This window comes from Mycolicibacterium peregrinum (assembly GCF_001665625.1).
GTDB lineage: Bacteria > Actinomycetota > Actinomycetes > Mycobacteriales > Mycobacteriaceae > Mycobacterium > Mycobacterium peregrinum_B.
Genome location: NZ_LZSY01000195.1, coordinates 23,442 through 34,730, shown reverse-complemented (window position 1 = coordinate 34,730; position 11,289 = coordinate 23,442). Strand labels below are relative to the sequence as shown.

16 protein-coding genes are annotated in these 11,289 nt (G+C 62.6%); 11 read left to right on the top strand and 5 right to left on the bottom strand.

What is annotated here, in order from left to right:
- On the top strand, window positions 1-705 hold a 705-nt coding region (locus A5779_RS31295), incomplete at its 5' end, for a thermonuclease family protein (protein WP_236734941.1).
- Window positions 706-920: 215 nt separating this feature from the next.
- Entirely contained in the window at window positions 921-1,337 is a 417-nt protein-coding gene (locus A5779_RS31290) for a hypothetical protein (RefSeq protein ID WP_064887734.1), read from the top strand.
- 174 nt (window positions 1,338-1,511) lie between these two features.
- Here the strand turns inward: A5779_RS31290 and A5779_RS31285 are convergent, their stop codons facing one another.
- The 3 genes from A5779_RS31285 to A5779_RS31275 all read right to left on the bottom strand — a co-directional run bounded on the left by A5779_RS31285 (window position 1,512) and on the right by A5779_RS31275 (window position 3,881).
- Window positions 1,512-2,261 (bottom strand): Imm63 family immunity protein, encoded by a 750-nt coding sequence (locus A5779_RS31285; RefSeq protein WP_165609850.1) that lies wholly within the window; start codon window positions 2,259-2,261, stop codon window positions 1,512-1,514.
- A 101-nt stretch (window positions 2,262-2,362) separates the two neighbouring features.
- The gene (locus tag A5779_RS34710; RefSeq protein WP_236734940.1) at window positions 2,363-2,569 is read right to left on the bottom strand and encodes a helix-turn-helix domain-containing protein; all 207 of its coding nucleotides are present in this window, start codon (window positions 2,567-2,569) and stop codon (window positions 2,363-2,365) included.
- A gap of 106 nt (window positions 2,570-2,675) precedes the next feature.
- Window positions 2,676-3,881, bottom strand: a complete 1,206-nt coding sequence (locus tag A5779_RS31275) for a hypothetical protein (protein WP_236734939.1) — start codon at window positions 3,879-3,881, stop codon at window positions 2,676-2,678.
- A 463-nt stretch (window positions 3,882-4,344) separates the two neighbouring features.
- Here A5779_RS31275 and A5779_RS34325 point away from each other — a divergent pair, with 463 nt between their 5' ends.
- The 9 genes from A5779_RS34325 (at window position 4,345) to A5779_RS33915 (ending at window position 9,867) form a co-directional block, all read left to right on the top strand.
- Window positions 4,345-4,887 carry a hypothetical protein gene (locus tag A5779_RS34325; RefSeq protein WP_207549145.1) on the top strand — a complete coding sequence of 181 codons (543 nt, stop codon included), beginning with the start codon at window positions 4,345-4,347 and terminating at the stop codon, window positions 4,885-4,887.
- A 411-nt stretch (window positions 4,888-5,298) separates the two neighbouring features.
- Window positions 5,299-6,912 carry a DNA cytosine methyltransferase gene (locus A5779_RS31265; RefSeq protein WP_082941930.1) on the top strand — a complete coding sequence of 538 codons (1,614 nt, stop codon included), beginning with the start codon at window positions 5,299-5,301 and terminating at the stop codon, window positions 6,910-6,912.
- A gap of 88 nt (window positions 6,913-7,000) precedes the next feature.
- Window positions 7,001-7,237 carry a hypothetical protein gene (locus A5779_RS31260; protein WP_064887724.1) on the top strand — a complete coding sequence of 79 codons (237 nt, stop codon included), beginning with the start codon at window positions 7,001-7,003 and terminating at the stop codon, window positions 7,235-7,237.
- 14 nt (window positions 7,238-7,251) lie between these two features.
- Window positions 7,252-7,707, top strand: a complete 456-nt coding sequence (locus A5779_RS31255) for a hypothetical protein (RefSeq protein ID WP_064887722.1) — start codon at window positions 7,252-7,254, stop codon at window positions 7,705-7,707.
- A 452-nt stretch (window positions 7,708-8,159) separates the two neighbouring features.
- Complete coding sequence (nrdH, locus tag A5779_RS31250; RefSeq protein ID WP_064887743.1) at window positions 8,160-8,423, top strand: glutaredoxin-like protein NrdH; 264 nt, start codon at window positions 8,160-8,162, stop codon at window positions 8,421-8,423.
- Window positions 8,424-8,552: 129 nt separating this feature from the next.
- On the top strand, window positions 8,553-8,804 hold the full coding sequence (locus A5779_RS31245) for a hypothetical protein (protein ID WP_131811722.1): 252 nt from the start codon (window positions 8,553-8,555) through the stop codon (window positions 8,802-8,804).
- Between the two features lie 41 nt (window positions 8,805-8,845).
- Window positions 8,846-9,085 (top strand): hypothetical protein, encoded by a 240-nt coding sequence (locus tag A5779_RS31240; protein ID WP_064887718.1) that lies wholly within the window; start codon window positions 8,846-8,848, stop codon window positions 9,083-9,085.
- A complete protein-coding gene (locus tag A5779_RS31235; RefSeq protein ID WP_064887716.1) occupies window positions 9,085-9,405 on the top strand; it encodes a hypothetical protein in 321 nt (106 codons plus the stop codon). The genes A5779_RS31240 and A5779_RS31235 overlap by 1 nt, the downstream gene beginning before the upstream one ends.
- Window positions 9,406-9,474: 69 nt before the next feature.
- A complete protein-coding gene (locus tag A5779_RS33915; protein WP_131811721.1) occupies window positions 9,475-9,867 on the top strand; it encodes a hypothetical protein in 393 nt (130 codons plus the stop codon).
- Between the two features lie 153 nt (window positions 9,868-10,020).
- On the opposite strand, the gene A5779_RS31230 is transcribed toward A5779_RS33915, so the two are convergent.
- On the bottom strand, window positions 10,021-10,374 hold the full coding sequence (locus A5779_RS31230; protein ID WP_236734938.1) for a hypothetical protein: 354 nt from the start codon (window positions 10,372-10,374) through the stop codon (window positions 10,021-10,023).
- A 241-nt stretch (window positions 10,375-10,615) separates the two neighbouring features.
- The gene (locus A5779_RS31225; protein WP_131811720.1) at window positions 10,616-11,134 is read right to left on the bottom strand and encodes a hypothetical protein; all 519 of its coding nucleotides are present in this window, start codon (window positions 11,132-11,134) and stop codon (window positions 10,616-10,618) included.
- Window positions 11,135-11,289: the final 155 nt, after the last annotated feature.

Here is an 11,289-nt window from a genome sequence, read left to right as displayed (position 1 = left end):
AGTCAACGACTTCGCCGCGACAACACCGACTCCGAAGTTCGTGATCAAACGACTCCCGAATCAGCAGTCAAAGTCAAAGACGACTGCTTTAGAATCGTTCACGAGTGCTTTACTATGCGTAATATGACCAAAAGCGCAACGTGGTGGCACCCCAGCCCGGCGATCTCGGCCATCAGGCGAACAGGGGCAGCCGTACCCATCGTTGCCGTTGCCGTGGCATGCAGCCTGCCCCCGCAGGCGCCCGCAGACCCACCTCCCCAGCCGGCGACCGCGACCGTTCTGCGTGCCGTCGACGGTGACACGGTCGACGTGCGCGACGACCACCGCGGCCGCCTGCGCGTCAGGATCGCCGGAATCGATACGCCCGAATTGCACAAGCCAGGCTGGACTGTTGGATGCGGAGCCGTCGAAGCCGCTGACTATGCCGACCGTATGCTGACCGGACATCGAGTAGCCATCATCTCTGATCCGACTTTGGACCCGCACGACAAGTACGGTCGCACCCTCGCTTACATACAGCGCTCAGACGGATGGAACTACTCAATCGAAGCTGCACGAGCCGGCATCGCCCGAAACTACGTCTTCAACCACCGTCCGGTGAGCCTTCAGCCCCAGATCGCCGCGGCTGAACACGAGGCCCAAGAACTACATCGCGGCATCTGGGGCTCTCCCTGCAACGGCCACGTCGACTCAGTCAAGAAGTAGCGACAATGCACCAGCTGCCCATCCTCACGGCCCACGGATATGTTTCTGGCCGGTCATCTTCGGCGAATGCGGTGCCCGAACGCTTGGTAGCGCTCGGGGTTCCTCAGCCACTGGCGCGCCAGGTCGTTCTCGCCGACGCGTTTCCCCGTCACGATGACACCATGTGGCCCCCGCGAGCCGGATGCTGCGCCTCTCCCGGCTTCGGTGATATCCGAATGTGGGCTGACATCAACCTTGTTCACTGGCTGAACCAGGCACAGAGCGCATTCGGTCCCCATCGGCCCGGCGAACTGCTGCACCTGGCAGGCGTGATCGATCGGCTCCGCGCCGTCGGCGAAGGGGCCCGGGTTCTCATTGCGATCGACGTCGTCCCCGCACCGAGGTGGGTCGCACACACCACAGCAGCGCTGGCGGTATCGGAGCTGGTCAGCTTCGGACCTGCGCTCCCCGAACAGTTCCTGGACACCGTCGACCGCCTTCTCGAATCTGTCGGGTGGATCCCCAGCACCGATCAGCCCAACCAGCCCTGCGTTGTGAACCGAGTTCACTGCTTTCAAACATCCTGGCACCACAACGAAATGGTGTCGTCGAACGGCCTTTCTGGCTCATGCCTACCCGCCCAGCCTGGTTGAGGAAGCTTGCGAGTACACGATGTCGCACTTGGCCGAATGGTCGCTCTGGTTGCAAGGGACACAAGCACTACCACGGAGGTAGCGTGGACGGCTGTGTGGCCTGCCTGACGCCGCACATCCTCTGACACCGAGGTCTACTATCGTCGGCCACTTCGACGAGGGGCCAGCGCTGCTTTAGCCGAGAATGCTGAGGCGTGTGCGTTGTGCCCACCTCGGATCCAGCGCGGTCAACAGCAATAGCCACTGCGGAATCCAGAGCAAGTCCCGAAGCAGATGCTGGTCCATGCGTGCCGCGGACGGAGTGCGCTGAGTCCATCCCCACGCGGCGTGGCGCGCGAGGTCATCGGCAATCCAATACAACAGCTCGTCGGGGTCTGTTGTTGACCGCCAGCCCTGGCCTGTGTCGTCCGATCCGTCGTAGTAGCGCAGATCGGCAGAGGTGATCGCGTACACCTTGTCGCCCTGGACGGCGTTGGGGCCCAAAGGTTGAGGCGCGTAGTCGTCCAGCTCCTGGCCAGAGAGCTCCTTGAGCGCTGAGACCAGCGACTGCACTCGGTCGATGAGACCGGCACGAACAGCGAGCAGCCCTGGCTGGTCGTCGACGATGGCGATACCAGCGTAGTCAACCTTTGCCGGATCGAGAGCGCTGTCCTGCCCAAGCGTGAGGTCCACGACATAGGCGACGTCTACCTGCATGCCGGTGGTGATTCCTGGTTGTATCCGCTGCCCAGGGTGATGTGCGCTCACCACAATGACTTGGATCCACAGAAACGGACCCGCGCTGTCGTTACCGAGGAACTCCGCCTGGCAACGCGTAGTGTCGAACGCATCCCCAATTCGGTACTTGACGGGACGTTCGAGCCGGGCGCACCAAAATTCGCCTCGGCCTTGTGGCCCTGGGATGACCCGCAGCACGGTGGCCACGAGCGGTAGCTCCTCACGAAGCTCTGCGGGGCCAGCCGGCAAATCCCTGAACGCCAATGAGGAGACGGTGATTCGCTCCTGGGCATGCCCGTCTGCCATGGCTACACGATGTCAAGCACCAGCACCGAGGCGCTGGTGTCAAGTTCTATGGCCAGCCGAGCCAGCACAGTGACGGTGCACCCACGGTGACCGTTCTCCAGCTGGTTGAGAAACGTCCGATGGATGCCCGCGCGTTCGGCCAGCGCACCCTGGCTCAGACCGACCTTTTCGCGCCGGAGCCTGATGTTTGCGCCAACGCGCGCCTGCACTGCTGCCTCGTCAAAATCTCCGGTGGCACCCACAAACGTCCTCTGGTCGGTATCCCAGCATTCTTGTCGCTCATAGTCTACAAGCGCTGACGGGTCTGGGGAGATGTCAGAACAGTGCATCGCCGGTGACCTCCTGCCACCACTGTTCGAAACCGGGGCGCTGCTTGTCCAGGCCGCCGGCCGGCGCCGCGACATAGAGGTGATCGACCTTGGACGAGTCGGTCGCTCGGTCGCGCAGAATGTGGCGCACGATGCCGTCGGCGCCCTGCACACGTCTTCCTGGTTGGCACGCGAGCTTGCGTGCCATCTGGTCTCGTGAGCCAGTGGCAGTGACGCGCAGGGACCGCGCGGTGAGCCCCTTCCCGCCGCTGCGGCCAGGACGCACCAGCCGCCGCACCTCATACAGTGACCAGTCACATGTGGCCAGATGGATCTCGAAACGTTGCTGCACTTCTGTCAGTCCTGCGGTCGCGACCAGGTCAGCGGCGCTGCTGCCCTCGATGAGTGTTTGAGACGGGTTGATGCTTCGCGCCAAGTGCTCGAGCACGAGTGCTTCTACGCCCAGCTCCGGTTCCTGCCGGTACCGTTGCACCGTCGCCGCTCGCCCGCTGGCAGTGCTCATCGCGAAGACACAGAACCCGCAGCAGGACTTGGGAATCGACTCACCAAAGGTGTCGACGACGAAGTCGTGGCAATCCGCTCGGGTCCAACCCCAATCACGCAATGGATACCAGCCGGTCCGCAGCGCGCTATCGAAGAGGCGATCCTTGTCGGCCCGGGCCCGTTCGTTGGCTTCGAAACCAATCACGTGCCGGTATGGCCGACCCCTGGTGATCCGGGCGATCACCGGATCCAATAGGTCTCCCTTAGAGTGGACCGAGCACAACCTGGCGCCCCCGCGCTGCGGAAGTGTTGCTGCCGCACGCATTTCGTCGCCCAGAGTGTAAAGGCCTTTGGCGTGAAGTTCGCGGGGGAACCGAGAGTCTTCTAGGACCACTACGCCGTCGCCGACTCGGGTGGTCTTGCGTTGACTGCGTGCGATCTGGATGAACCGCACGGAGTGGGCTCGCAATAGCGGCAACAGATGACGGGTCACCGCGCTGATGGTGGCTGCGCTCTCGTGGCCGGTCATCGCGGTGAGGACAACCATATCTTCGAGTGCAAAGTCGCGACTGGATGGGTCGGTCAGCCACCGCGCGAGCAACGCTGAACTGTCCAGTCCCATGCCGAAAGAGACGCACACCGTCGGTGTCCGCTCATCGTCGTTCAGCCCGGCTAGGCGTGGTGTGAATTCGGCTACGGTGCTGCTCATCTGGGATCGCGCCTCTCCATTGATGTTGCCTATAGTCTACAGTGAAGGTAGACTATAGGCAACACGCTGACATTGGAAGAAGAAGAAGGAGGGCTTCGCCCATCATGGCTACGACGACGGCTCGAAATCCTCACGGACGCTCCACAAGTGGCTCCGCACGTGCCCACCTCGCGGAGTGCACGTGCTGTGACACCTGCAGTTCCGGCAGGGGTGATGCGTGATGGCCAGGCCGACGTTGAGCGAGGACCAACGGTGGCTGCTGCGCTCTATCGGCGGATGGGCAATGTGTGACTGCCTGCTCGGGCCTGACGGTGTCGCGGACTTGATGTCACGCCTCTCTAGCAGCACCGGGCACTGTATCGACGGAGGACCCGAATGGCTAGCTAACGGCTACACCTGCGGCAGAGGAAAAATCGTGTCTCCGTGGTGGACTACCGACATCGGAAGGCCGCCAGTCAAATCCGTGACAGTCACTACCGCGCAACTTAACCGGTATGCTCGCAGCCTGCCCCAGGACGTCACCGACGAACTCCGCGCAGTGCGTCGCGCACTCAACGCCGAGAACATCCGACGCGACTGGTGCCGCTGCGGCCGAGAGGCCGAATGCCACCGACGCAACGAAGGTGATCCGATCTACGGCGGCAGGTACCACCCGACCGACGCGGAAGTCGACGCCCACCACCGCGAGCTGCGCCGGATCCAGGAGTGGCAAGACCGTGCACTCGATCGCGCACTGGGATTCATCATGGTCGAGGACGACCTGGACGGTGCCGACAATGGATGCGCCGGCCATTGCGCTACGTCACTGGATGAATTCAGCATCGACCAGCACGTCAAGGTGGTCCTCGGCCCGGGAACTGTGAAATCCGGTGTGGTGGCAGACATCACCTCCAACCACGTGAACGTGAAATTCGGCGACGGCGCTTCGGGGCTCTACCGTCCTTACGAGGTGATGCCCGGACTGCTACCGGTCGGCCAACTCGAACTCTTCACGGTCACGCCATGACCCTTCCTTTGTTCGACCTCCCCGGCGAGGCCGAGCGCGGCAAACGTGTCGAACGCACCTAATGGGGAGTGCGCTGGCTGCGCGACTACGTGACCACCAAGCGCGGACAGATCACACAAGCTCCCAACGAGAACCAGGCCCGTCAGTGGGCCACCCCCCTGAAGCGCAGTGCCAGGGTTTCCTGGCCGGGTGTGTGGAAGTCGTGGCCCGCACTGTCGTGACCTACACCAGCTCCGCGCCGACTGAGTATCGAGAGCCCCCAAGCGCACTGCGCAACAACATGACTCACGCGATACGAATCGAACCACCAGGAAGCATCCAGGTGTTGCCTATAGGCAACAGTAGATGTAGACTATAGACAACATCAAGAAGTGCCCCCGCATTCGCACCATTCCCCCGTGAGGTAATCGCATGAACATCGTGGACGCTCCCGCTCTCACCGCAGAACAGTTCGCTGACATCTGCGCCGCCCTGGAATCAGCAAACTCTGACTGGCGCCCCAGCGGAGAGCCGACCGGGCTCACCTACACCGACATCTTCTGCGGCTTCGGAGGGTCGAGCATCGGCCTGGAAAACGCGGGACTCACATTGGCGCTCGGAGCAAATCACTGGGATCTGGCGATCGCCACCCATGCGCTCAATTTCCCAAGTGCCGACCACGTCATCGCCGACGTCTCCAACTACGACATGCGCCGCATGCCCAAGACCGACATCTTGTGGGCATCGCCGATCTGCACCGAACTCTCACCTGCGGGCGGCACGGCCGCGCCCCGCACTCAGCTGTCGCTTCTCGAAGACGAGGGCCACGTCCCCTCGGCCGGCCGCGACCGCACCCGAGCCACCTTCTGGGATGTCGTTCGGGCCACCGAAGTGCACCGATACGACATGGTTTTCGTCGAGAACGTGGTCGAGGCGGCCCGCTGGGAACTGTTCGACGTCTGGCTCACCGCCATGGACACCCTCGGATACAGCCACCAGTTCGTGTCCGTCTCCTCGGCCCACATCGGTGACGACACCAACCCGTTCGCCCCGCAGTGGCGCGACCGCATGTACTTCCTGTTCGCCCGTAAAGGCGTGCCGATGGACGAGATTCGGCCCCGCCCGCTGGCCTGGTGCCCCCTGTGCGACGCCGTCAACCCTGCCGTCCAATCGTGGAAGCGCCCCGACCGCCGCCGCATCGGCAAGTACCGCCAGCAGTACGTGTACCGCTGCCCAAACGCCTCCTGCCGCCACAGCATCGTGGAACCGTTCGTCCTGCCTGCGGCCGCTGCCATCGACTGGACCAACCTGGGCGAGAGGATCGGTGACCGCCGCAAAGCGCTGGCCGCCTCCACGATGCGACGCATCCGCGCCGGAATCGAAATGTTCGCCGAACCGACCATCGTCGCGACCAACCATGGCGCCGACGGAGACTCACGGTCCTACCCGGTATCGGCTGCACCCATGCCGACACGCTCGACCAAGATCGGCGACGGCATGGCCGTACCCCCGATGCTGGTACCCGCTGGCGGAACCTGGAACGACACCGCCATCACCACCAATGTCCCGATGCGGGCCCGTACCACTCGCGACACCGAGGGCCTGTTCACCCCGCAACCGTGGATCACGGTGCTACGCAATCACGCCGACGCGACCAGCATTGGCGACCCCCTGGCGACGGTCACCACAGGATCCGGAGGTGGCGGCCACCAGGCCCTGACCGTCCCGCCCAACGCCACCTGCCCGCAGCAGCCGCCGATCAGCCTGGTCATACCGTTCCGCAAAGGCACCGCCAAGACCACCCGCGAACCCCTGCACACCGTGTCCACCCGCGACTCGGCCGGACTTGTCTCTGGATCGACGATCGACGTCGCAGATTGCCGTTTCCGGATGCTCACCCCCCGTGAGCACGCTCGGGCCCAACGCTTTCCGGATACTTACCGGGCGATGGGAAACAAAGCTGAGCAAACGATGGGCTTCGGCAACGCAGTCAGCAGCAACGTTTCCCAATGGCTCGGCGGTCACGCGATACGCCTCCTGTCCTGACCCTTCCCGGAGGTGGGGAGACCACCCGTCCCCCACCTCCGGTGAACGCCACAACCACCCTCTGCCTAACTACCCGAAAGGCCCGATCATGCCCGCCGCCGGCCACCACATCACTCGCCCCGTCATCGAGTTGCTCGCCGACTGGTTCCCGCTGCGCGACGAGCTCTGCGACCTGCGCAGTAGCCAGGACCACCTCGGCGCCGCCCGGGACGAGCAAGTCCGCGACTTGCTTACCGAGCTCGTCGACATCGCTGATGACATCGTCGGGCACCTGGTGCCCGACCACGCCACCCGCTGCCAGATCACGGGACGGCCACCGTGCTGACCCACGGGCGGTCAATGCGCCGCCGAGCCCGCGACGGAGGTAACGCCGGGCACGCTGACAGTCGAGGTTTCGACGCCATCCTCGACGAAATCCACCACCGCTTCGGCATCGCACTCCAGGTGGTCGACGCCGGCGGCCGCTGCGCGTACTTTCGATCCCGGCTGGAAACCGGCGACTGGCTATGGATCAGCGACTACTCCGCCAACATCACTCCCCTGGCCCAACGTCTCGCCCTCGAAACCCACAACGTCCACGTTGGCTGGCACATCGCGATCTATCCGACCGACACCCGCACCGCGACCGCCGATCCCTTCGTATGGCTTGCCAGCGTCACCCACGAAACCGCCACTGCCGGCCAACTACCAGACCTCGTCGCCACCGCACTGCGCTCCCTTGCCTGCCACGAACAGCACCACACCGACGCAGACGGCCGACACCGGGTCAGCGTTGGCATCGAGCACTGGAATTGACCCACCTCCCGTTACCCTCACCTCGGGCACCGACCAGCTGTAATGGCGTCTTGACATTCGGAAACTCACCCTGGAGTGATCCGGAGTAATTTTACTGACGCCCATCATCACGACATTGCTATATCGCAACTATCGCAGCACTACGTGCGGTGGCACTCGAATCTTCAGGATCGCGAGCGAGAACGCTTATGGAGCGTCATCGCCGCAGCCAGCTCGAATCAAATGTGAGGCTAAACAGTTGCCGGGCAGAGTAATTGCATGGAATAGAGAGAGCGCCGCACCTTCCGCGATAATGGTTGCGAAAGCGGATGAATTACCAAACAGCCATCGAGGCTAATAAAGTCAAAATGACTGGTTTTAATTTGCTACAGCTATTGCATAAGTGCCGTTTCCGTATTAATATGGAGGAATACGAGGAGTGCTTTCTCTATTCACTTCATGAGGAGTCGCAAATGACCATCACCGTCTACACCAAGCCCGCCTGCGTGCAGTGCAATGCCACCTACAAGGCGCTTGAAAAGCAGGGCATCGAGTTCGAGAAGGTCGACATCACCGCAGACGTCGAGGCCCGCGACTACGTGATGAGCCTGGGCTACCTGCAGGCGCCCGTCGTGGTGGCCGGCAACGAGCACTGGTCAGGTTTCCGGCCCGAACGGATCAAGGCACTCGTCAAAGATGCAACGTTCGAGGGCAGCGCAGTGGCGGTTTCGGCATGACTACCCCTGAACCAGGGGCCCTAGCCGATGCGTCGACCGTTGCGCTCGACAGCGACCCGTGGGGCCCGACGCTTCGCGGTCACCAGATCATCCTGGGTGTTTGCGACGACGAGGCCTCCGGCACCGACGATGGCCAGACGTACTCCTGGGAAGAACTCTCCGGTCCCTTCTGCTCCTGCGGAGACTTTGGGTGCCCCCGCGGTAAACGTCCGCAAGACTGCCCTGAACGTTCTGGGGGCGACAGCAGCTTCTACCCCCGAGCACTGGACCGACAAAGACATCGACGACTACGAATTCGAATTCACGATCTACGCCGCGCGCACCGACAACCACGAAGACGCCCAACGCGCCGCAGCGCAACTCACCCTCTATGACCGTTAGCCCGCCCCACTGACGAGCCCGTTGAATGGACCAGGCCAACCATGCACAAGCTGCGCATCGCCCACCATGACGCGACCACCATCACAGTTCACGCCGACTTCGACTCCGCGCGTGAGGCATTGCAGACGCACGCCAAAGTCACCGACACCTACCTACACGCTCTTACACCCAGTCGAAGCGCCCATGCCCAGTTCAATCTGATCCAGCTTGACGAGAAGGCCCGCACACCTACGGTTGCCGGCAACGCCACGATCGAACCCGATTACGAGAGGACCACCTGATGTCGCCGTACAACCGGCCCTACACCTTTGAGCTCGCGGCACAATTGCTGAACGCACGTGACGATGGTCAAGCTGTGACCGACGTGTATGCCACCGCGGCCGCCAACGGTATCGACCATGAGCAGCTCGACCGCGCCGCGTCCACACTGGCCCAGTTGCAGATTCACGACTTCCCCACCTGGATCCGGCAGGAGTACATCGTCGATGGCTGGCTGCACGGCTATCTCGACAGTTCCGCAGATCCATCTGACCCGAAGCTGACGGTGTGGATTCTGTCTCAGATGGCCGATGCCTACTACCGCAGTCTCGACCACCCCTGAACCTGACCGATCAAACACCGCGAACGGCACGGACAACATTCGATTCGCGGGTTGTCAAAGGATGAATCGATGACCGTTTCGACCGCGGTCTTGCAAAGGAAAGACATGCTGATGACTCCCACGTTTCAAGCCAACTCGCTCGGAGCATTTCGCGGGTGCTGCCACGGCGACGCGATTTCCTACACCGCCACACTGGAAGCCACAGGCGAGCACGCTGTCCACGCGCTTCTAGGCCGCCTCAGAGAAGCTGATTTGTGCTTACCCCACGAAGCGTTTCCCGGCGACATGAACGACCAGGCCGCTCCGGGCAGTCGCGACTACTATGCAGTTCTTGACATCAAGGAAGCCGACGGCAACTGGTTCAACAACCTGGCTGTGCCAACCAAGTCCGAATTCGACCAACTGCGCGAAGCGCTTTCGCTGCGCATCGAGTCCTCGGACTGTGATCTGGGCTGCGAATGATGCCACGCTGGCGCCGCTCCGTGGCACCAGCGTGGTGAAACACCAACATCCATCAACTCACCCCCGGATCCAGCCGATGACGACTTCCAGATAGGAACATGTGCCCAAGGGGCCCATGCTCCCGGTCATGGCAGATCACCTGTCGCGGTTACCTCACCACAACGTCGGTTCTGAGGAACCCAAGAGGATCGCAGCGACGGCCTCGTCATCCCATCCGTGGCGCACAGCTTCCCGCAACGCCAACGCGCGCGTAACCCGTTCATGCACACCAGCTCCACGCCTGACGATGGTCGGGCGGCCACCGCCGCGTTTCATGCGCGCCATCCGCGTCATGTTCTCGCGCTGGTCCCCGGCAACCACGTGCAACGCCAGTCCGCTGACGATGTCGCCAGCGTCGACCGTGCGCACGCAGACCGGGTTGTCGCACTGGTGTAAGGCTCGCACATCAGCGGGCAGGGTGTCGCCGTTGAGGGCCAGCGCCAACGCGTACCGTGCTGCTCGCACCATCCGAACGCGGCCAGCACGGCGGATTGCGAACACCCCGTATCCCTCGCTTAGCGCTCCCGTGTAGATGGCGCAATCCTCAATGCGCGGGCCCGTGATGACCTTGGATCGAAACCGCTCGATCTCTATCCGGTCGGCGGCCGGGTCCACCGTTAACGGCAGCGGTTCCCACCGCCGACTGCCACCACTTTTCGTGCCCACCGTCTTGGTCCTCGCTGTTGGCCTACTACCTGCAAGCGCTTGACTATTGGGCAACCAGCGTCAGCGAGGCCGGCTCAGCTCCATCGCTTGTGTTCTCGATCTCAGTGGGCATGCTCTGGGAGCCGTCCTCGGGTTCTGACACTACGGCTTCCGCAGTTTGCGTTGCGCCGTCGGCGGCCGCCGCTTTCAAGTACTCCCGCACTTTCGCTGTCGTGACGCCGGCCTGGGCGGCAATACCGCTGAGGGTCTCACCGCGGAACCGCATCGCCTGCAGCGCTTTTCCTGCTGCGGCAATGTGGGCCCTGCGGCGCTTCTCCGCGTCTCGATTGGCTTTCTCGATACGTTCGGCCAGCCACACGTCGACCTCCTCGGCCTTAGCGGTTGCCACCACGAACTCGGTCAGGTTCTCAGCATTCTGTCGTTCGCGCGCCTTGCGTTCGGCCGCCGCGGCGGCCTGGCGCTCCAAAATCTGCGCGCGTGCGAGCTTTTTGCTCGTTGTCTTCTCCATATTCGGATCGTAAAGCTGCCCAATGACTTTTCTGTCTTCACTTGCCTGCTCCATCCACCCGCTACCCCTGTCTGTTCTGCCTGCTCTTTCCTCAATCCCACTGCCCATGCCCTGCCATTTCAGCCTGCTCAAGTCCCACACACCTCTTGCACTTAGGTCACGTTTCGATAACAACGCACTGCTGACCTGCGGTCAAAGCGAACACAACG

Bases quoted from the DNA above. Each gene is read 5' to 3' on its own strand.
- nrdH (WP_064887743.1), top strand. From the start codon at position 8,160: ATGACCATCACCGTCTACACCAAGCCCGCCTGCGTGCAGTGCAATGCC.
- A5779_RS33915 (WP_131811721.1), top strand. From the start codon at position 9,475: ATGACCGTTTCGACCGCGGTCTTGCAAAGGAAAGACATGCTGATGACT.
- A5779_RS31235 (WP_064887716.1), top strand. From the start codon at position 9,085: ATGTCGCCGTACAACCGGCCCTACACCTTTGAGCTCGCGGCACAATTG.
- A5779_RS31275 (WP_236734939.1), bottom strand. From the start codon at position 3,881: ATGAGCAGCACCGTAGCCGAATTCACACCACGCCTAGCCGGGCTGAAC.
- A5779_RS31225 (WP_131811720.1), bottom strand. From the start codon at position 11,134: ATGGAGCAGGCAAGTGAAGACAGAAAAGTCATTGGGCAGCTTTACGAT.
- A5779_RS31260 (WP_064887724.1), top strand. From the start codon at position 7,001: ATGCCCGCCGCCGGCCACCACATCACTCGCCCCGTCATCGAGTTGCTC.
- A5779_RS31245 (WP_131811722.1), top strand. From the start codon at position 8,553: ATGGCCAGACGTACTCCTGGGAAGAACTCTCCGGTCCCTTCTGCTCCT.
- A5779_RS31290 (WP_064887734.1), top strand. From the start codon at position 921: ATGTGGGCTGACATCAACCTTGTTCACTGGCTGAACCAGGCACAGAGC.
- A5779_RS31230 (WP_236734938.1), bottom strand. From the start codon at position 10,374: ATGGTGCGAGCAGCACGGTACGCGTTGGCGCTGGCCCTCAACGGCGAC.
- A5779_RS31265 (WP_082941930.1), top strand. From the start codon at position 5,299: ATGAACATCGTGGACGCTCCCGCTCTCACCGCAGAACAGTTCGCTGAC.
- A5779_RS31255 (WP_064887722.1), top strand. From the start codon at position 7,252: ATGCGCCGCCGAGCCCGCGACGGAGGTAACGCCGGGCACGCTGACAGT.
- A5779_RS31240 (WP_064887718.1), top strand. From the start codon at position 8,846: ATGCACAAGCTGCGCATCGCCCACCATGACGCGACCACCATCACAGTT.